The organism is Paenibacillus rhizoryzae (genome assembly GCF_059686995.1).
In genome coordinates, this window is the sequence record NZ_JCAALT010000001.1 from 894,284 (window position 1) to 913,655 (window position 19,372).

The 19,372-nt window shown below is 47.9% G+C and carries 18 protein-coding genes; 15 read left to right on the forward strand and 3 right to left on the reverse strand.

Annotated elements, in window-relative coordinates:
* Window positions 1-24: 24 nt before the first annotated feature.
* Window positions 25-312, reverse strand: coding sequence for a hypothetical protein (locus AC6ESO_RS04010; protein WP_497090235.1), 288 nt, complete (start codon window positions 310-312; stop codon window positions 25-27).
* Window positions 313-482: 170 nt separating this feature from the next.
* Between AC6ESO_RS04010 and AC6ESO_RS04015 the strand changes: the two genes are divergently transcribed.
* The 6 genes from AC6ESO_RS04015 (at window position 483) to AC6ESO_RS04040 (ending at window position 9,509) form a co-directional block, all read left to right on the forward strand.
* Window positions 483-1,583, forward strand: coding sequence for a threonine aldolase family protein (locus tag AC6ESO_RS04015; protein WP_497090236.1), 1,101 nt, complete (start codon window positions 483-485; stop codon window positions 1,581-1,583).
* A 136-nt stretch (window positions 1,584-1,719) separates the two neighbouring features.
* Complete coding sequence (locus tag AC6ESO_RS04020) at window positions 1,720-3,297, forward strand: spore germination protein (RefSeq protein ID WP_497090237.1); 1,578 nt, start codon at window positions 1,720-1,722, stop codon at window positions 3,295-3,297.
* Entirely contained in the window at window positions 3,294-4,406 is a 1,113-nt protein-coding gene (locus tag AC6ESO_RS04025) for a GerAB/ArcD/ProY family transporter (RefSeq protein ID WP_497090238.1), read from the forward strand. The genes AC6ESO_RS04020 and AC6ESO_RS04025 overlap by 4 nt, the downstream gene beginning before the upstream one ends.
* On the forward strand, window positions 4,403-5,527 hold the full coding sequence (locus AC6ESO_RS04030; protein WP_497090239.1) for a Ger(x)C family spore germination protein: 1,125 nt from the start codon (window positions 4,403-4,405) through the stop codon (window positions 5,525-5,527). The genes AC6ESO_RS04025 and AC6ESO_RS04030 overlap by 4 nt, the downstream gene beginning before the upstream one ends.
* A gap of 141 nt (window positions 5,528-5,668) precedes the next feature.
* Window positions 5,669-7,225: an ABC-F family ATP-binding cassette domain-containing protein gene (locus AC6ESO_RS04035; RefSeq protein WP_497090240.1), complete on the forward strand. Its 1,557-nt coding sequence runs from the start codon at window positions 5,669-5,671 to the stop codon at window positions 7,223-7,225.
* Window positions 7,226-7,424: 199 nt separating this feature from the next.
* Complete coding sequence (locus tag AC6ESO_RS04040; RefSeq protein WP_497090241.1) at window positions 7,425-9,509, forward strand: transglycosylase domain-containing protein; 2,085 nt, start codon at window positions 7,425-7,427, stop codon at window positions 9,507-9,509.
* A gap of 64 nt (window positions 9,510-9,573) precedes the next feature.
* Here the strand turns inward: AC6ESO_RS04040 and AC6ESO_RS04045 are convergent, their stop codons facing one another.
* Window positions 9,574-11,166 (reverse strand): phytoene desaturase family protein, encoded by a 1,593-nt coding sequence (locus AC6ESO_RS04045; RefSeq protein WP_497090242.1) that lies wholly within the window; start codon window positions 11,164-11,166, stop codon window positions 9,574-9,576.
* 214 nt (window positions 11,167-11,380) lie between these two features.
* Here AC6ESO_RS04045 and AC6ESO_RS04050 point away from each other — a divergent pair, with 214 nt between their 5' ends.
* From AC6ESO_RS04050 to AC6ESO_RS04065, 4 genes are all read left to right on the forward strand, one after another.
* Entirely contained in the window at window positions 11,381-11,617 is a 237-nt protein-coding gene (locus AC6ESO_RS04050; RefSeq protein ID WP_497090243.1) for a helix-turn-helix domain-containing protein, read from the forward strand.
* A 70-nt stretch (window positions 11,618-11,687) separates the two neighbouring features.
* Window positions 11,688-12,248: a 50S ribosomal protein L25 gene (locus tag AC6ESO_RS04055; RefSeq protein ID WP_497090244.1), complete on the forward strand. Its 561-nt coding sequence runs from the start codon at window positions 11,688-11,690 to the stop codon at window positions 12,246-12,248.
* 150 nt (window positions 12,249-12,398) lie between these two features.
* Window positions 12,399-12,680 (forward strand): autorepressor SdpR family transcription factor, encoded by a 282-nt coding sequence (locus AC6ESO_RS04060; RefSeq protein ID WP_494817478.1) that lies wholly within the window; start codon window positions 12,399-12,401, stop codon window positions 12,678-12,680.
* On the forward strand, window positions 12,673-13,353 hold the full coding sequence (locus AC6ESO_RS04065) for an SdpI family protein (protein WP_497090245.1): 681 nt from the start codon (window positions 12,673-12,675) through the stop codon (window positions 13,351-13,353). The genes AC6ESO_RS04060 and AC6ESO_RS04065 overlap by 8 nt, the downstream gene beginning before the upstream one ends.
* Window positions 13,354-13,472: 119 nt before the next feature.
* On the opposite strand, the gene AC6ESO_RS04070 is transcribed toward AC6ESO_RS04065, so the two are convergent.
* Complete coding sequence (locus tag AC6ESO_RS04070; protein ID WP_497090246.1) at window positions 13,473-13,901, reverse strand: hypothetical protein; 429 nt, start codon at window positions 13,899-13,901, stop codon at window positions 13,473-13,475.
* A 198-nt stretch (window positions 13,902-14,099) separates the two neighbouring features.
* On the opposite strand from AC6ESO_RS04070, the gene AC6ESO_RS04075 reads away from it, so the two are divergent.
* From AC6ESO_RS04075 to AC6ESO_RS04095, 5 genes are all read left to right on the forward strand, one after another.
* A complete protein-coding gene (locus tag AC6ESO_RS04075; protein WP_497090247.1) occupies window positions 14,100-14,660 on the forward strand; it encodes an RNA polymerase sigma factor in 561 nt (186 codons plus the stop codon).
* A complete protein-coding gene (locus AC6ESO_RS04080) occupies window positions 14,644-15,309 on the forward strand; it encodes a hypothetical protein (RefSeq protein WP_497090248.1) in 666 nt (221 codons plus the stop codon). Before AC6ESO_RS04075 ends, AC6ESO_RS04080 begins: the two co-directional genes overlap by 17 nt.
* Before the next feature lie 169 nt (window positions 15,310-15,478).
* Entirely contained in the window at window positions 15,479-15,979 is a 501-nt protein-coding gene (locus AC6ESO_RS04085; RefSeq protein ID WP_497090249.1) for an LURP-one-related/scramblase family protein, read from the forward strand.
* A 213-nt stretch (window positions 15,980-16,192) separates the two neighbouring features.
* Complete coding sequence (locus tag AC6ESO_RS04090) at window positions 16,193-17,605, forward strand: MFS transporter (RefSeq protein ID WP_497090250.1); 1,413 nt, start codon at window positions 16,193-16,195, stop codon at window positions 17,603-17,605.
* A gap of 172 nt (window positions 17,606-17,777) precedes the next feature.
* The gene (locus AC6ESO_RS04095; RefSeq protein ID WP_497090251.1) at window positions 17,778-19,346 is read left to right on the forward strand and encodes a spore germination protein; all 1,569 of its coding nucleotides are present in this window, start codon (window positions 17,778-17,780) and stop codon (window positions 19,344-19,346) included.
* The last annotated feature ends 26 nt before the right edge of the window (window positions 19,347-19,372 follow it).

Sequence of the window (19,372 nt, forward strand, 5' to 3'; positions counted from 1 at the left end):
GCAAAGGAGCTACTGTCGCTGTGATTACATTTTTCCTTTGAGGTCCATCAGATACTTGAATACAACTCCGAATGCACCGACGTAGTAAGCGGTCAACATCATCCAGCCCCAGTGATCGAGAGACTGCATGTTCGCAAACATGAATAACGGCAATACAAAGAAAACCATGTCTTTGAGATACCCAAGTACAAAATCGGTGGAAAATGTGCCTGACTTCATCATTTTGAACATATCCATCAAGAAGTTCAGGCCCATGAATCCGAGTACTGCCCACATCGAGTAGAGCATCCAGTCTGTGAGTGCAAATGTCATTAGAATCACCTCCCCTAAAGAAAGAAGAGTTCTTGCATACGTTATCATATGAGGCATGGACGACATGCGTACTGGGGCAACGCTCATTTTTGGGGCGAGCAATGTTCGGATAGCTTGAAGTGATACCGCCCGAACGAGTACAATATGACGACAGCAATAGAAGGAGATGGATGAACCGCATGACAGCTTTACTAGAAGCGTTTAACCAAACTACCTATCCGGTTACCGGACACAGCAAGTATACGGTGCAGATTTTACTGGATGCATTTCGCGACATCGACGGCAGTGCGGACAGCGACATTTATGGCAATGGCAAGCTGATCGAGGATTTCCAACGTAAAATGGCCGACTTCCTAGGCAAAGAAACCGCCGTATTCTTCCCAAGCGGAACAATGGCTCAGCAGATCGCGCTGCGCATCTGGAGCGATGAGAAAGGAAATAAGAAGGTAGCGTATCATCCACTATGCCATCTGGAAATTCACGAGAAGGACGGACTGAAGGAGCTGCATCATCTGGAGCCGATTCTGCTGGCGGACAAAGATCGGCTGATTACCTTGGAAGATGTAGTGAACATGCAAGAGAATATTTCTTGTTTGCTGCTGGAGCTGCCGCAGCGCGAGATCGGCGGCCAACTGCCCTCCTTTGAAGAACTGGAAGCTATTGCGGCGCATTGTCGTAAACGCGGGATAAAGCTGCATCTGGACGGAGCGAGATTGTTCGAAATTTTACCGTATTACGGCAAGTCGGCAGCGGAAGTCTGCGCTTTGTTCGACAGTGTGTATGTATCGTTCTACAAAGGCATAGGGGGAATTGCAGGGGCTATCTTAGCCGGCGGAGAGGCGTTTACCGAGAAGTCCAAGATCTGGAAGAGACGCCATGGCGGCGATCTCATCAGCCTGTATCCTTACATTGTAAGCAGCGATTATTATTTCGAGCAGCGAGTAGGAAAGATGGGGCATTATCACGAGTCGGCGGTGGAGCTGGCGAAGCTGTACAACGAATGCGAAGGTCTGAAGACGGTCCCGGAATTGCCGGTATCGAATATGTTCCATGTTCACTCCGCGATTCCGAAGGACAAATTGGAACCGATCTTCTTAGAGCTTTATAAGGAGAGCGGAATTGGACTTACCCGGTATATTAATGTCATTAATGATTCATTAAGCGGCTACGAGGTTAGTCTTGGCGATCGCTATGATAACGTTCCTAAGGCGCAGCTAAAGGAAGCGTTTGAGCTGTTGAAACAGAAATTGAAAGCGATCGGCGTCGAATAGGCAACATAGCAGTGAATAAGAAGACAGGCTGTCCAATTTGGGCGGCCTGTCTTCGTTCTTAGCGCGGTATATTTGCTAACAGCTTATGGCAAAATATGAAATACGATCAAGTCAGAAGCGAATGTTGAGGTGCGCCATGGAGTTCTTCCTTCGATTATTTAAATTTCTCAATCGCCGCCAAATTCAGTCCTTCAAGTCAATGAAAGAGGACCACACCCCTGCACGAGGTCAATTGCAAATCAGCTTGAAGGTGAATGTCGATTCGATTCGTGCGATTTTCAGCAAAGCACCTGATCTTGTTATTCGTTCATTCTACTATAAGCAAACGGAGAGTCAGGCCGTTCTTGTCTATTTATCGGGATTGGCTGACAAGAATTCCATCAACAATAACGTGCTGAATCAATTGATGTTTGAAACGGTTGAAACAAGCAATGGAATGAGTGGAAAAGGCGTGCTGCCGTTGCTTCCTGTCACGCTTGGCGATATTAACACGCTGAGCACTCTGAAGCATGTCGAGACCGCTGTTCTGCAAGGCCAAAGCGTGTTTATCATGGATGGTCAGGAGAAGGCGTATGCTTTTGATACGCAAGGATGGCCGCAGCGCGCAATTACCGATTCGCAGATTGAGGCTTCCCTTAAAGGGGCTCACCAAGGGTTTATTGAGACTGCAGGACTAAATATCGCCCTCATCCGCCGCTACATTAGCAGCAGAGAGCTGAAGATTAAAGAGCTGAACATCGGTGCCAGAGTACCATGTAAAATATCGATGCTCTATCTAGAGGATGTCACCCATCCTGATTTAATACAGGAGATGGAGAAACGATTAACATCATTAAATGTGGACTGTATCTTGAATACCGGTGAGTTGGCGGAGTTAATCGAAGATAATCCGTTTTCGCTGCTTCCGCAATTTATTACGACTGAACGGCCAGATACCGCCGCCTCGCAAATTTTGCAGGGGCGCATCTGTGTTGTCGTCGATCGCTCATCAAGTGTACTAATTGCTCCTGCCAGCATCGCTGCATTCTTTCAAGGCATTGATGATTACAGTATACGCTGGCCGATTGCCACGTTTCTGCGTCTATTGCGATTTTTTGCTTGTATCATTGCAGCCTTCTTGCCGGGTATCTATATTGCCTGTATTTCGTTTAATCATGAAGTGATACCGCTTGACCTGATCCTTTCCATCGGTCAATTTAGAGCAGCAGTACCGTTTCCACCTGTTATCGAAGCGTTTATGATGGAAATTATGCTTGAGATGCTTCGGGAAGCCGGTGTTCGTCTGCCCGCACCGGTTGGTCAAACGGTAGGCATTGTAGGCGGTATCGTTATCGGACAAGCAGCCGTACAAGCCGGGATCGTAAGTAATCTGATGGTAGTCGTCGTTTCGTCGACCGCTGTTGCTTCGTTTATTTTGCCCAATTACGATATGGCGGCATCGATCAGGCTCATCCGATTTCCTGTGATGATTATCGCCTCCATGTTCGGCATGATTGGAATTATTGCTGCATTTATGGTCCTCGTCGCACATTTGATCACTTTGAAATCACTTGGTGAACCGTACACTGCACCTTTAGCTCCTATGCGTTTCGGAGATTGGAAGGATGTGTTTATTCGGCTTCCCTTATGGAATATGCTGAAGCGTCCGACGAGCGTGCGATCGCTGCAGAAGAACAGAATGGGTTTAAACCGCCTTGAAGGTGATGAGGAATGACTGGATGGAGCTTAACTGCTAACAAAACAAATTCCATAACGCTGCTGCAGTTTATTCTGATCATCCACAGCATGCAGCTCGGCGTAGGCGTCATATCAATGCCTCGCGATCTTGCGCTGACCGGAGGAACGGATGGATGGATCGCTTTATTGATCGGATATGCTGCGTCGATCATTGCCAGCATCTTGATCGTTCAGATCATGAAGAAATACCCGAATGGGACGATCATCGATCTGCTCACCCACTATTTTGGCAGATTTGTCGGATATGTAATGACACTCGTATTTGGCGTTTACATGTGTTTGTTTGCCTATTTGATACTCGATCGAATGGTTTTGCTGATTCGCAGTTGGATCATGCAGCAGTCGCAGGATTATGTATTGATGCTTCTGTTTGTTGTCCCTGCCTATATGATCGTAAAAGGCGGCGTTCGTACAATAGGCAGATACTCGGAAATTGTGGTCATGTGTTCTTTATGGATGCCGCTTGTCTTATTAAGTCTGTTAAACGATGCTCATTGGCTAAACCTGCTACCAGTTCTTAAAGAAGGGTGGATACCGGTGCTGAGGACCGTGAATACGACCGTCATTTCTTTCATGGGATTTGAAGCAACGTTCTTTATCTACCCGCATCTGGAAAATAAAAAGAAAGCCATATTTGGCGTCGTGATCGCGAACACGTTAACTTTAATTGTTTATTTGTACGTGACTATCCTTTGCTTCGTTGTTTACAGTCCAGATGAAATTCAATTCTTTAACGATACAATGCTTACCGTTGTCAAGGTCATCGAATACCGCTTTCTGGAACGATTCGATATCGTGATGTTGACTTGTTACTTACTCGTGATATCCAAAACCTGGATACCAGCACTTTATATGACGGTGTACTGCACCAAACGATTGTTTCATATCGGAAAAATAGGTAAGCATCTTGTCATACTGCTTACTGGGATGGTAGTGGTTACCTTAATATGGGAACCGGGCTGGAATGGCAGTACGAAGGCGATCCATTATTTCAGTTATTTCGGGATGGTAATGGTTTATCTCTTCCCAATAAGTTTGTGGGCTGTTTTGTCTGTCATGACGCGCTTTCCAAGGTGGCAAAAATGAACCGGTTCTCTCGCATGACATTACTGTTTCTTCTGATGGCATTCGTCCTAACAAGCTGCAAAGACCGCGTTGATCTTGAGAACATTACGCTTGTGCTCATGATGGGCGTCGATTTGGACGAGGATAACAACCTGGTGATCTTCTCCTCTTCTCCTGTCTTCAGCAAGGAAGCGAAGAAGAAGAATGAGACGACGAAAGTAAAAGCGATCACCGGCCGTCAAGCTAGAGGAGAGCTGGAAGCACGCGTATCTGCGCTCGTCAGCAATGGGAAGCTTCAAAATATCCTGATCGGCAAAAAGGTGCTCCAGCACGAAGGATGGATGAATCTGCTTGATGTTTTTTTTCGTGATTCTAAATCCAGAATCAATGCAAGATTGATCGCAGTCGATGGACCTGTCGAAGAGGTTATGTTTTTTACGCCAGAGGACAAACGCAGGCTTCCTCTCCATATTGCGAAGCTTGTCGATACCGCGCACATGCGCAATCTCGTTGAATTGACGACTCTTTTTGATTTTGTTCGGCTTGTCTTTGAGAAAGGGGTCACACCTTATATGACGGAGCTGCACAAAACGCAAAAAGAGGTAGTGGTCACGGGAACGGCGCTGCTGGATGACAAAGGAATCTATCGAGGATCTCTTGATCTTATGGAGAACGAACTGTTGCAGATTTTACAGCATGAGAAGCTGGCGGATTTAACGCTGACCGTTATTTTGCCTGATGTAGAGCATAAAAAGTCGATTTTTGAGACAAGAGCAATAAGCTTTTACATTACGCAAGTAATGCGGAAAGTGATGGTTTCTTATACAGACAATCATTTTCGTTTCGATATCCGTTTAAAGCTGCCTATTCATTTGACGGAACAGATGTTTCGGCTTAATGCAGAGAAACATGCGAAAGAGCTTGAAACGATGATTAATAAACAGTTAGAGCTGGAATTGACGAAACTGGTCAAGAAAATCCAAAAGAACAAATTGGAACCGATCGGACTTGGGCTATATGCAAGGGCTTTTCAATACTCGAATTGGAAAAAGGTTCAGAACGACTGGGGCGGCGCTTTTGCGAAAGCGGAGGTCAACATTCATGTCGATACGAGCATTAAAGATCATGGTGAGATCAATTAGTTGAAGAGGATACCCAAGCGGGGAGGCCGCGAGTGCGGCGCGTTCATAACTTGCTTGGGTATTTGCGTGAAATGATTGAGTTGTAAGGCGTCTAACGCTATAATATAACGAGAAAAAAGTCTAACAGAAAAGGTGTCATTCATGAGTATATTAAACGTAGAACGACTGAGCCACGGGTTCGGTGACCGTGCTATCTTCAACGATGTTTCTTTCCGCTTGCTTAAGGGAGAGCATATTGGACTTATCGGTGCGAACGGCGAAGGTAAATCCACTTTCATGAACATCATAACGGGCAAACTGCAGCCCGATGACGGGAAAGTCGAATGGTCCAAGCGGATGCGCGTCGGTTATCTCGACCAGCATGCCGTACTGAACAAAGGCATGACGATCCGTGACGTGCTGAAGGGCGCTTTCCAATACTTGTTCGACATGGAACAAGAAATGAACGACATGTACGGAAGAATGGGCGACGTTACGCCTGAAGAGCTGGATCAGATGCTCGAGGACGTTGGGACGATTCAAGACACGCTCACGAATCAGGATTTCTACATGATCGATGCCAAGATTGAGGAAACGGCAAGAGGCCTCGGTCTGACGGATATCGGTCTGGACAAAGATGTAAACGATCTTAGCGGCGGTCAGCGTACGAAAGTACTTCTTTCTAAGCTGCTTCTGGAGAAACCGGATATCCTGCTATTGGATGAGCCGACGAACTATCTCGATGAACAGCATATCGAGTGGCTGAAACGTTACCTGCAGGAGTATGAGAATGCCTTCATCCTCATCTCCCATGACATTCCATTCTTGGATAGCGTCATCAACTTGATCTATCACATGGAAAATCAAGAGCTGAACCGTTATGTTGGCGACTACTCGCATTTCCAGCAAGTCCATGAGATGAAGAAACAACAGCTGGAGTCCGCTTTTAAACGTCAGCAGCAAGAGATTGCAGACTTGAAGGATTTCGTCGCACGCAATAAAGCAAGTGTTGCGACGCGTAATATGGCGATGTCCAGACAGAAGAAGCTGGATAAGATGGACGTGATTGAGCTGGCGAAGGAGAAGCCGAAGCCGCAATTCAACTTCAAGGATGCCAGAGCTTCAAGCAAGCTGATCTTCGAAGCGAATAATCTCGTCATCGGATACGACACGCCGCTCTCCAGACCGCTTGATCTGCTTATGGAACGCGGTCAGAAGATTGCGCTGGTCGGGGCAAACGGGATTGGGAAGACGACGCTTCTGCGCAGCATTCTTGGCGAAATCACGCCGATTTCCGGTACGGTACAGCGCGGCGATATCTTGTCGATCGGTTACTTCGAGCAAGAGGCGAAGGATGCCAATTACAACACTTGTATCGATGAGATTTGGAACGAGTTCCCTTCCTTGAATCAATTCGAGGTGCGTGCCGCACTGGCGAAATGCGGATTGACGACGAAGCATATCGAGAGCAAAATCGCGGTATTGAGCGGCGGCGAGAAAGCGAAAGTACGTCTGTGCAAGCTGATCAACCGCGAAACAAACCTGCTCGTACTCGATGAGCCTACGAACCATTTGGACGTGGACGCGAAGGAAGAGCTTAAGCGCGCGCTGAGAGCTTATAAAGGAAGCATTCTTCTTATTTCCCACGAACCTGAATTTTACCGCGATGTCGTAACCGAAACGTGGAATTGCGAATCGTGGACGACGAAAGTATTCTAATTGGCCTTGCATATGTAGAGAAGCGAAAGCCGCTCCCAGCAGTCATTAATGGCTGTTTGGAGGGGCTTTGTCGTTGTTTGACGAAATGCCCAGTAATTACAAAAGGACAAATCCCGACTGAACCACCTGAAAAACGGATCTCACTGCGAACTACTATCTGAGGCAGGGCAGGATAGGAAGAGGTTGGGAGACAAATAGCATGAAACCGATTAGCAAAGAGAGATCCACACTTCGAATGTCGTGGAAAAGGATAGGAATAGCAGCTATACTGACAAGCATCTTAGTCATTGCTTTGGGGTGGGCCGTATTCGGTGCACTGGTTAACAAGCAGGATATTACCCTGTTGGCAAAGCCGCTTCCGGCGGCAACGATCATCTATGACCAAGATGGAAAAGAAGCAAGCCGAATATCACTCAATACGATTGAACCTGTTAAATTCGAGCTTTTGCCGAAAAATCTCATTGATGCGGTAGTCGCAGTCGAAGATAAACGTTTCTTCGAGCATGAAGGGACAGACGTATGGGGCATCGGTCGTGCGCTCTTTACCAACCTGACTAACGGAAAGACGGTACAGGGAGCAAGCACGATTACTCAGCAATTGGCCAAGAACGTCTTCCTGACCCAAGATCGAACCTGGAGCAGGAAATGGAACGAAGTGCTGTTATCCAAAAAAATCGAGGGGAAATACGATAAGCAGCAGATTATGGAGATGTATCTTAACCAGATCTATTTTGGAGAAGGCGCTTGGGGAATTAAAAGGGCGGCAGAGACTTACTTCAGTAAGAAGGTAGAGAATCTGACACTATCGGAGTCTGCGCTGCTGGCGGGTATCATCAGAGCACCTTCGGCCCTTTCGCCATTCAAGCATCTCGCTAAAGCTAAGGAGCGCCGGAATCTTGTCCTTCAGCTCATGAAGGATCAAGGGAAGATAAGTCCAGCAACGTATGAGAAAACGATCCTTGAACCGATTCATCTCGGAAGCGCCAAGCCAAACCGCGGAGAAGGCATCAAATATCCGTATTATGTGGATCAACTGATTCGAGAAGCGTCCGCCCTGTACGGTTTGACCGAGAATGAAATCCTGCACGGAGGACTACGAATCCAGACTACATTGGACACGCGCATGCAGCAGGCTGCTGAAAAGGTTTATTCGGAGAACTCGGTGTTTCCGAGCAGCGGTGCCGACCAGCTTATTCAAAGCGGTGCGGTATTGGTAGATCCGCGTGATGGCGGGATTAAAGCGCTTGTTGGCGGAAGAGGGCAGCAGCCGTTTCGTGGGTTTAACCGCGCCGTGCAGCTGAAGCGCCAGCCCGGCTCCACGATGAAGCCGATATCGGTGTATACGCCGGCTTTCGAACAAGGCTATCGTCCCGAGGATACACTGCTTGATGAGCCGGTCGCGTTCGGAAGTTATGAACCGAAAAATGCAGGCGGGGGCTACCACGGAGAAGTATCGATCTACGAAGCGATCGTTAATTCCTACAATATCCCGGCCGTGCGGTTATTGAATGAGATGGGAATTGATGCCGGGATGGAGGTTGCAGAGCGCTTCGGGATCGAGCTCAAGGATGAGGATCGAACACTCGGACTCGCACTTGGCGGGCTACAAGAAGGCGTTTCGCCGCTTGCAATGGCTGAAGCTTTCGGGGTATTCGCCAATGACGGAACTCGCATACCTGCGCATTCCATTCTTACCATCGAGTCGGCGGACGGAGAAGTGTTGGCGGAAGCCGCTGAGGATGCTGGAGTGAAGACCACCGAGCCTTACGTTGCGCGTACCATGACTCAAATGCTTGAAGGTGTCGTAGAGGAAGGAACGGGGAAGGCGGCAGCCCTTGCAGGCCGGCCTGTCGCTGGGAAAACAGGCACAACCGAAATGCCTGGTACCGGAGGCGAAGGAATCAAAGACAACTGGTTTGTCGGCTACACCCCGCAGCTCGTTGGAGCTGTTTGGCTCGGGTATGATCATACCGATGCGCAGCATTATCTGACTACAACTTCAAAGGCAGCAGCGGCAGTTTTCCATGAGTTGATGGGCGAGGCGCTTAAAGGCGAACCGATACTTGCATTCCCGAAAGCGGCTGGCGGCGGCACGAAGAAACCCGGTAAACCGCCGAAAGCTGACAAAGGAGACAAGGAGAATAAGCCAGGAGATAAGGGGAATAAAGGTCCGGGACATAAAGGACCTGATGATAAAGGTCCTAAGAAAGACCACGGCAAGAAAGGTGAGGGTCGACCACCGAAGGGGCACAACAAGCATGGTGGACCGAAAGATCAGGATTAAATAGGATCATCTTATCCACAACGAAGGCTGCCGGACAATAAATCCGGCAGCCTTCGTTTGGCTCCTAACCAATATCTTCAGCAAGTAACTGCTGCGCCACGATATAACCCGATCCGCCGTTAATGCCATGTCCCGGCCAGGTGGCTGCTCCCAGCATGTACAGATTCGGAATCGCCGTACGATGGCTCGGTTGCGATGGCAGCGGTCTGAACAAGTAGCTTTGTGCGAAATCGTGGGAACCGCCGTAAGGGTCGCCAGGTCCGGAATTCGGATTAAAGCGGGCGATGGTGTCCGGCGTTACGACGGATTTGCCAATAATAGCGTCCGGAATATTCGGAATATGTTTGCCGACTACGGCAATTACGCGTTCCGCGAATCGTTCGGTAAGCTCATGCGTCCAAGTACCGTCGCCAACATCAATCAAACCGGCTGCATCGCCGCGGGGGCGACAAGGTACCTCAAGAACTTGGAGGCGCATAATCGCTTTGCCAGCCGGTGCTCTGGTGGGATCAAGATTGGTCGAGCAATCCACCGTGAAAGTCGGTTTGGCCGGAAGCAGATCAGCCATCCCTTGTGCGATAGCTTGAGTGAAACCGTCAAGCCCATCCGTTAAGTGTGGCTGGCCAACGCGATTGAAGCGAACATCCGGCCACTTCGGCGCTTCTCGGAGTGCGAGATGGATCTGAACGCAGCCTCTTCCATAACGGAATCGCTTCGCTTCGCTGCTGATGCCTTGGCTGACTTCGTCATCCGACAAGAGCGACAGGAACAGCTGATCCGGTCCGGTTGAGGCGACGACAGCATGCTTAGCGTGGAACTCTTCTCCATCAGCCGTGCGTACGCCGACAGCTTTTCCATGCTTAACGATGACCTTCTTGACCATCGTTCCGGTAATGATTTTGCCGCCTTGATCTTGGACCAACCGAGACAAAGAGAGCGCAAGCTGCTCGCTTCCACCTACTGGGATCGGCATCCCGCCGCCCATTAGCGCCATCGAAGTGAGCGGCACCCAGATCCCGCTGCCAATTTCGTCGGGTGTTCGTCCTAAATGCGTGACCCACGAAGCCAACATGGCGCGCGTGACCGGCGATTGGAACTCGCTTACGACATTACGAGCGGTCGAGAAGAGGGAAGGGGCGAATGTCGTTAAGCTTTTGCCTCCAACTCGTTTGTCATAGAGCAATTTATGAATAATTTCGGTAGCCTGCTGACTGGATAAGTCTAAGTTGAAAAGCTCGAATACATCGCCGGCATATGGAGCAAAGGCTTCGAACATGCGGCCAAGCACAGCCCCGTCACCGGGAGCTAGCCGTTCGGCTTCGCGGGCAAGCTCTTCCGCGGAACGAGCGAAGACGGCGGTTTCCCCGTTTTCCATCGATACACCTGTGGGGAGATCCGTATTCACATAATGGAGTCCCCGCGCTTCAAGCTCATTCTTAAAATCCGCATATGCAGGGCCTGTCAGGAAAAGAGGGTGCGCAGCAGCGTATACATCATGCTTAAACCCCGGCAATGTGAGTTCTTCCGTACGCAAAAATCCGCCCGGACGATCGTTCTTCTCCAGCAATAGGACGCTTCTTCCGGCCCGTGTCAAGTAAGCGGCTGCGATGAGCGCGTTGTGGCCGCTGCCAATCATAATGACATCATACTTGTTCAATGACGATCCCCCTTCCAAGACTAACTGCCAGTTCCAGTTTAACGTATACGGGAGAGCAATTAGTGGCGCATATTGTCGTCTATACCAAAAATTTTCTAAAGATTTTTTGTGCATTTGATTAAGCTGGAATACCCATCAATTGACCGTTATTTCTAGTCATTTCATTGACGCACCAAATGTTCCTTTATATATTTATTGAGGGGGTGCGTGAGTGATGGTCATACGCAGTAGACTGAAAGAAGTTATGGAGAAACATGATCCTAAATTATCGATTCGTAAGCTAGCGAAAGAGGTCAATTATCATTTTGATTCGATTCGCCGCATGTATAAAGATGAGATGGTCCAATATCCGCGGGATTTGCTGCTTAAACTCTGTTTATATTTTGATGTGCAGCCTGGGGATCTGATTGGAATTGAACAGGGAAATGAGCGTATGGACGAGCTTAATTGACTAGATTCTATGGTCATGTTATAATTGCGATGACAAGAATTTATGGTCAAAGAGAGCGGGAAACAAGCAAATGGGTATATTTATTCAATTAAACAAGCGTACTGGAGAAACAAAGTCCCACAGGAATCAAGCAAGAAAGCAGGGGCGTATTCCGGCCGTGTTGTATGGTATTGGTAAAGATACTTTATCTCTGGAAGTGAAAGAAACGGAAATGCTGGAAATTTTGAGAAGCAATCCGCGTGCTATTCTGCAAGCTACTACGCCTGATGAGAAAGTGATGCCGATTAAAGTGCAGCACATTCAACGGGAAGTCATGACGGGCAAACTGCTCCATATTGATTTTCATCATGTAAACATGACGGAAAGCATGGACAGCAAAGTGACCATTCACTTCGCAGGCGAAGCGATTGGCGTGAAAGCCGGCGGCACATTGACAGTCATCCTACATGAAGTTGAAGTTCGCTGCATGCCCGGTGATTTGCCTACAACGATGGAAGTAGACATCAGCAACCTTGATGGCGGCGATCAACTACTCGTATCGGATTTGATCTTCCAGGCAGGAATCGAAGTATTGACTGATCCGAAGACAGTCATGATTCAGATCAAAAAGGTTCATGAGGAAATCGCATAATCGAACGCACACGATTGAACATATAAAACCTTTCAGCTTCTGCTGAGAGGTTTTTGTTTGTATAGGGGATTTTCTGCTTGCTTTAGTTAGATATTTAGAATATTATCTAAATATCTAATGCGGTGTTCCATTATGAGGAGTGACACTTACGTGAACGACGCTTTCAAGGCGTTGTCCGATCCGACTCGCCGTCAGATTCTGCAGTATCTCAAGGAACAGGATTTATCCGCCGGACAAATCGCCGATTATTTTCAAATATCAAAGCCGAGTATCTCTCACCATTTAAACCTGCTCAAACAAGCCAAACTAGTTACGGAGGAGCGGCAAGGTCAGAATCGGGTGTACTCGCTGAATATGACTGTCGTCCAAGAAGCCATGGGCTGGTTCCTCGGCATGCTCGGAACGAAAGGAGATTCAACCAACCATGAATGAATCAACCGGACAACCTCCATTATGGACACGGCAAGATTGGCTGCTGTTAGCTGTTAATGCGGCGATTTATGTCATCGTATTTGTCGTGTTCAATCACCGATTGCCGGGAGTCGTAGGTACTCATTACAGCCTTAGCGGTGAGCAGAATGGCTGGATGACCAAAGCCAACATGTGGCTCGTATACGCTGGAATTGGTGTCGCGCTCCCAGCTATATTATCCGTTTTGCGATATGCGGATCCGCGTCGACAGAACTATACCCGGTTCAGCGGTTATTATATGTTGTTGCGATGGGCCATAAGTCTGTTTTTGCATGGTGCTTTCGTGCTGATGATGCTGCAAAATCTCAACTATGATTTGCCGTTCGTCAACATTGTATTCGGAGGAATGGGCATCCTATGGATGATCATGGGTAATCGAATGGGGCAGCTGCGCAGCAATTTCTTCGTCGGTATCAAGACCCCTTGGGCGATCTCCGACGAGAACAACTGGCGCAGCACACATCGGCTCGGAGCACGATTATGGTTCCTCGCGGGCATACTATTGTTCGCAGGCGCGTGGCTGTTCTCGGATCGTTGGCTTATTATTGACTTGATCTTTTGCATTGTGATCAGCTCATTCGTACCGTACTTGTACTCCTACTTGTTGTTTGTTCGATCTAAGAAGCGCCAATAATACGTTGTATCCAGAGAATCCGCGGAATCCGCGGATTTTTTGGTGTGCATGCCATCTCGTGCAGAGGAGAACAATATGTATTTGGATTGAGGGGCTAAAAAAATAAAAGACCCAGTACATCAGGCCTTTTGGAAGTTATTCAAACCATTAGTTGCCCCACTGCCACCAGCCGTTGCCGTTGTTTTGCCAACCGCCGTCGCCGCCCGAACCATTGCTGCCACGCGAACCATTGCTGCCACGCGAACCATTGCTGCCTCGTGAACCGTGGCTACCATGTGAACCATGGCTGCCATGCGAACCGTTGCTGCCATGCGAGCCATGGCTGCCATGGGAACCATCGCTTCCGTGCGAACCGTTGCTGCCATGCGAGCCATGGCTGCCATGGGAACCATCGCTTCCGTGCGAACCGTTGCTGCCACGCGAACCATTGCTGCCCCGTGATCCGTTGCTGCCACGCGAACCATTGCTGCCCCGTGATCCGTTGCTGCCGCGCGAACCATTGCTGCCGCGCGAACCGTTACTTCCTCCCGATCGTGCCATTCTATCAACTCCTTTATATTAGGATCTTAATAAAATATGCTGCGAATCTATCAAATGCTATAGTTGAATGCTCATTTACTAGATAAAGGTCGAGTTTGGATCGATCGGAACCGGAGCATTTGTAAATGCATCCTTTTGAAATGTTGCTTATACCATGCAGCGAATCCTACTCGAAGACCGTCTAATAAGGTGGAGGTGGTTATCCAGTGAAGCCGGCCGGCATACAGAACAAAGAACAATTCTCGAAAGACCCTGCAGAAGCGCTCGAACAGCTCATGGAACGATACGGTGCGATCGTCATGCGTACCGCCTATTTCTATACAGGTGATCGGCATCTTGCAGAGGATATCAGTCAGGAAGTATTTCTAAGAAGCTATCGTAAATGGGAATCTTTCCGCGGAGAGAGCTCCATTAAGACCTGGTTGTCGACCATTACGATTAACGTCTGCAGAGATAAAATGGGGGTTCGCATGTTCACCGAGCAGCCCACCGATCCGAGCCAGATGGAGCGAGGTCGAACCGTTAGTGTCGAGGATGAAGCACTTGAAAGGTTAAAGAAAAGCGAGGTGCTGCAATACTTGCTCCGCTTACCTTTGCCGTTTCAAGAAGCGCTGTATCTATATTACTATCTGGATCTCAGCACCAAGGAAATCGCAGATGCGACTTCGTCACCGGAGGGTACTGTACGTAACAGGCTTCACCGGGCAAGAGAAGCGCTAGCTAAGCTAATTATGAAGGAGGAATCGGCAGATGACAGATGTAGATAATCAATTGCGCCAGCACCTTGGGGAAGAATCGGATGCTATCCTGTTCTCCGAAATGGAACTGAGTGACCAAATAAAGCAGAACATTCGGCAAAGAGCAGCTGCTCAGAAGAAGAACCGAAAATTCTTTTTCCCGAAAATGTGGACGATGGGAATCTCGGCAGCAGTTGTAATCATCGCACTATTCGTGATTATTGGGCAGCAGAACCCGAGCTCGAATACAGCCGATAACGTACCGTCAACCAATCAAGGAACCAGCGGTTCGCAGTTGTCTCAATTGATCACTACGCCGGTAAGCACGATAGAAGAAGCGAAGGCATTCTTCGGACCAAGTCTGCTAGTACCGGATAGCGTACCGGAAGGCTACTCGCTTAAGGAAATTGTAACCGTGGGGATGAAGGATGAACCGGCAAGAGATGTGATCTTCACTTATGTGTCTGGGGAGAAAACAGTGACATTCGCCGTGAGCCGCATGGAGGCCACGTTCCCGGTTGATCTGTTCCAGCCTACGCAAGTGAGTGGTAGAGACGGATTTGTATTTGAACAGCCTGAGCTCGTCGAGTTGTATTGGCTTGTAGACGATATTCAGTACTCCATTACCGGCCCAATGTCGGCGGTAGAAGCAATGAAGATGGCTGAATCGGTAAAATAAAAACAAGGGCTGCCATAGAGGCGGCCCTTGTTTTAGTTCTTCCATCCATTCGCGATGATCAAACTTAGACTATCATAGAAGAAATCATCAACCGTTATGGGAACTGCATCTCAATATTCCCGTATCAGATATTGGGAACTTAGTTCAACACAAACAGGAGGCGAGTACATTGCATTTATATTTCAGAGACAATTTCTTCAATTCGGGTGAAACGGAAATTCTTAATGATCAAGAAGCCAATGTCGGTCGGCTGGACTTGAAGAGTGCTTTCGGCTCTGCGATAGACGTGTATGGGCAAAATAATCAGCTGCTGTGTGCCGGAAGCTTTCCTTTCTTATCCGGTAAATGGGAGGTTAGCGATGCGAATGGAGAACAGTTAGGCGTGCTGAGAAGCCGGTTTACTTTCTTCTCGAAGAAATTCACCTACGAAACGGAAGGGCGGGGCAGCTACGAGATCATTTCGCCGGCATTTTCCAAAGAATACGATATTACCGATGAATCCGGCGCGCTGGTTGCCCGTTTCGAGCAAGTGAACGGATGGTTTTCCTCAGGCGCATTTCAGTTGAACAATCAAAGCGAATACCTGGACTCCTATGAGCTGGTGGCCGTAATAATGGGCATGCATGCGATTCAGAAAAGGCAACGGGCGGCAAGTAGTGCAAACACTTAAAAAGGTTGCGATCAGGCCACATTGGATATTTATTCCGATGTGGCTTTGTGCTGACTGTAGAATCGACAAGCTGGGAAAAATTATTCTTTACTGATCGTTCCCGAAATGATAAGATCACTAAAGAGCAAAGGCGAAACGATCGAATCCTTTTTTTTAGACCATTCGAGAATGATCGTTCCCAAAAAAACAAAATAACAACGGGAGGTTAAATACATGAGTAAACCCATTACAGTAGGTAATGCACCGCTCGAACAGCTGTCTGTTACAGCCGAAAAGAAGTCACTGATCAACGAGCATTTTGTAACGTTCATGCTTGGTTTTACCGTCGTATTGGTAATTATGAACACGATGATGTTCAACTTGGCGCTTCCTAAGGTAGCGGAGCAATTTTCACTCGCCACTTCAACTGCTTCATGGATCGTGACCGGTTATTCGATCGTTTTTGCCATTTCGTCGATTACCTATAGTCGATTATCCGACATTCTATCGATTCGCGCTTTATTCATTGTTGCATTGATCTCCATTGGCGGAGGCTCGCTAATAGGTCTATTTAGCGACGGATTCGGTGTGCTGCTTGTGGCCAGACTCATTCAAGCGTCAGGTGCAGGTGCAATCCCATCACTTGGTATCGTGCTTATAACTCGTTATATCCCATTGTCACGCCGAGGCAGAGCGATGTCGATCATGCTGGCCGCAACATCTCTTGGTTTAGGACTTGGCCCTGTAATCGGCGGGTCTGTCGTGCAATATTTGGGCTGGCATTTCCTATTCGTAATTACCGGTATCACCTTGCTGCTCATTCCGATTTTCCTGCGGATGCTGCCTACCGAGATAGCAGCAGGCGGATCATTTGATGTGCTTGGCGCCTTACTAATCGGGATTGGAACAACATCATTACTGTTATTCTTAACGTCGAAGAGCTTGTTAGCACTTGTCATCGGCTTACTTGCAATCGTATTGTTTACGCTGAGAATCCGTACGGCGAAGAATCCATTTGTGCTGCCTGTGCTTTTCCGTAATAAAGCTTTCTTGGCATTAGGAGCAGTAGCTATAGGAGCCTATATCGTTAGCTTCGGCTTCTTGTTCCTTGCACCGCAAATGTTATCTCACATTTACGGGTTGACGCCGGGAGCATCTGGTTTAGTATTGTTCCCTGGTGCTTTGCTGGCTATGCTTGTTTCAAACCGAGTAGGTCGCATCATTGACCGGTACGGCAATGGAGCATTGATACGTTATATACCTTGGCTGCTCCTAATCTCAGTCGTAATGTTGGCCTTGTTCGCAACACATTCCTTTTATGCCCTTGGTGCTATCTTTATCTTATTGAGCGTCTGCTTCTCAGCCATCTCCAGCTCGGTGTCAAACGAGATGTCAAGATTGCTCCCGAAAGAACAAATCGGCTCCGGAATGGGACTATTTCAATTAATGCAATATATTAGCGGGGCTTTCAGTGTCGCGATCTCGGCCAGCGCGCTTGCTTGGCAGCATGATTTGCCGCAAGTCCGTGCGTTCGATAATATAATCTGGGGTATGGTATTCGTAGCCATGCTTTCGATCGCCAGTGCATTTGTGTACCGCTGGTTAAAGAAGAGAAATACGAATGTAGACGTGAACACCCAGAATTAATAATAGGGGATTCTACAGCCCCAAATCCAAAAGCAACTGACTTGTAATCACAGGTTCAGTTGCTTTTTTTATTGCTGCAAGCAACCTTATCCTTCGTAAGAATCAGCATATTTTTGCCGAATAATGGGGGAAGATAAGGCTAACGAACTTTTCAATAGGAGGCGCTTATTCAGTGAAGGGGTTCAGGAAATGGATACAACGCACACCTGCGTATCCAACTACACCGGAGGATCATTCTGAAGCTGAAGAGTGCACAAATTTAACTTCGGATTTAGAACAAAATGAATTGATTTTCAAAAGGATCTTCGACAAGAGCTCTGATATCGTATTCCGCACGATCCAGTCGGCTGGCCAAAATCAATGGATTGTCATCTTCTTCGCTTGTTCAGTAGAAGAGGAACTGATTGATAAGCATATTTTGCAGCCATTGATTGCCAGAAATAACTATCATGAGCAGGGCATTGGACAAGCCGAAGCTTTGGATGATCACATGATAACCGCTGCGAAAACATACATAACCTCAAGCGTTTCGGAAATTGTTAACCACCTATTGGACAGTCATGCAATCGTGCTTACGAGAGCGGATAGCCGGGCCATGATGATTAAGGTAAAGGGCTCAAAACAGCGCAGCCTGGAGGAGCCTTCTTCCGAGCCGGTCATTCGCGGTCCGAGGGATGGATTCATCGAAAGCATTTCAACGAATATAGGGTTAGTTCGATCCAGGTTGAAAACGCCGCGGCTCAAGATGGAATCTATAACGATCGGGGAATTAACTCAAACCACAGTAGTCATCAGTTATATAAAGGGTATTGCTGAAGACTCCATAATAGAGGAGGTTCGGAAGCGGATAACTCGGATCAAAATCGATGGTGTAATCGATTCAGCCTATATTGAAGAATTCATCGAGGATTCTCCCTATTCTCTATTTCCGCTGGTGCATAGCACAGAACGGCCAGATGTTGTGGCTGCAGAACTGTTGGAAGGAAAAATAGCCATTCTAGTTGATACAAGTCCATTTGTATTAATAGTACCCATGACGTTTTGGACGGGGCTGCAAGCTAGCGAGGATTATTATGTCCGCTGGCCAATTGCAACCTTCGTGCGTTGGATACGATTTATATTTATCTTCATCGCCATATTTGCGCCACCGCTTTATGTTGCGGTAACGACCTTCCACCAGGAAATGATTCCAACGAATCTCGTGCTAAGCATTGCCGGCTCCAGGGAGTCTGTTCCGTTTCCTGCACTGGTTGAAGCCTTACTGATGGAAGTCATCTTTGAGGCATTGCGAGAGGCCGGGATTCGTCTGCCGAAGCAAATCGGACAAGCGGTAAGCATAGTAGGGGCATTGGTTATCGGTCAATCAGCGGTACAGGCGGGGATTATTTCGGCTCCTGTCGTCATCATCGTATCGATTACGGGCATAGCTGCGTTTACGATTCCGCGGTACAGTTTTGCAAATGGAATAAGGTTGCTGCGATTTCCGATTTTATTCCTAGCCGGAACGCTTGGTCTTTACGGTATCGTACTGGGATTTCTCGGGATTTTATTGCATCTTACAGCGCTTCGTTCTTTTGGCATCCCCTATTTTGAACCGGTTGCTCCACTTACCTTTACTAATTTGAAAGATGTGATTATCCGAGCGCCTATTTGGGCGAGAACTCATCGTCCGGCAGCAACAGGAATGAACAATCCGGTTCGTATGCCTGAGGATCAGGATCCAAGCCCTTCGCAAGGGTAACAGCTGTTCGAAAGTAAGTAGCCGGC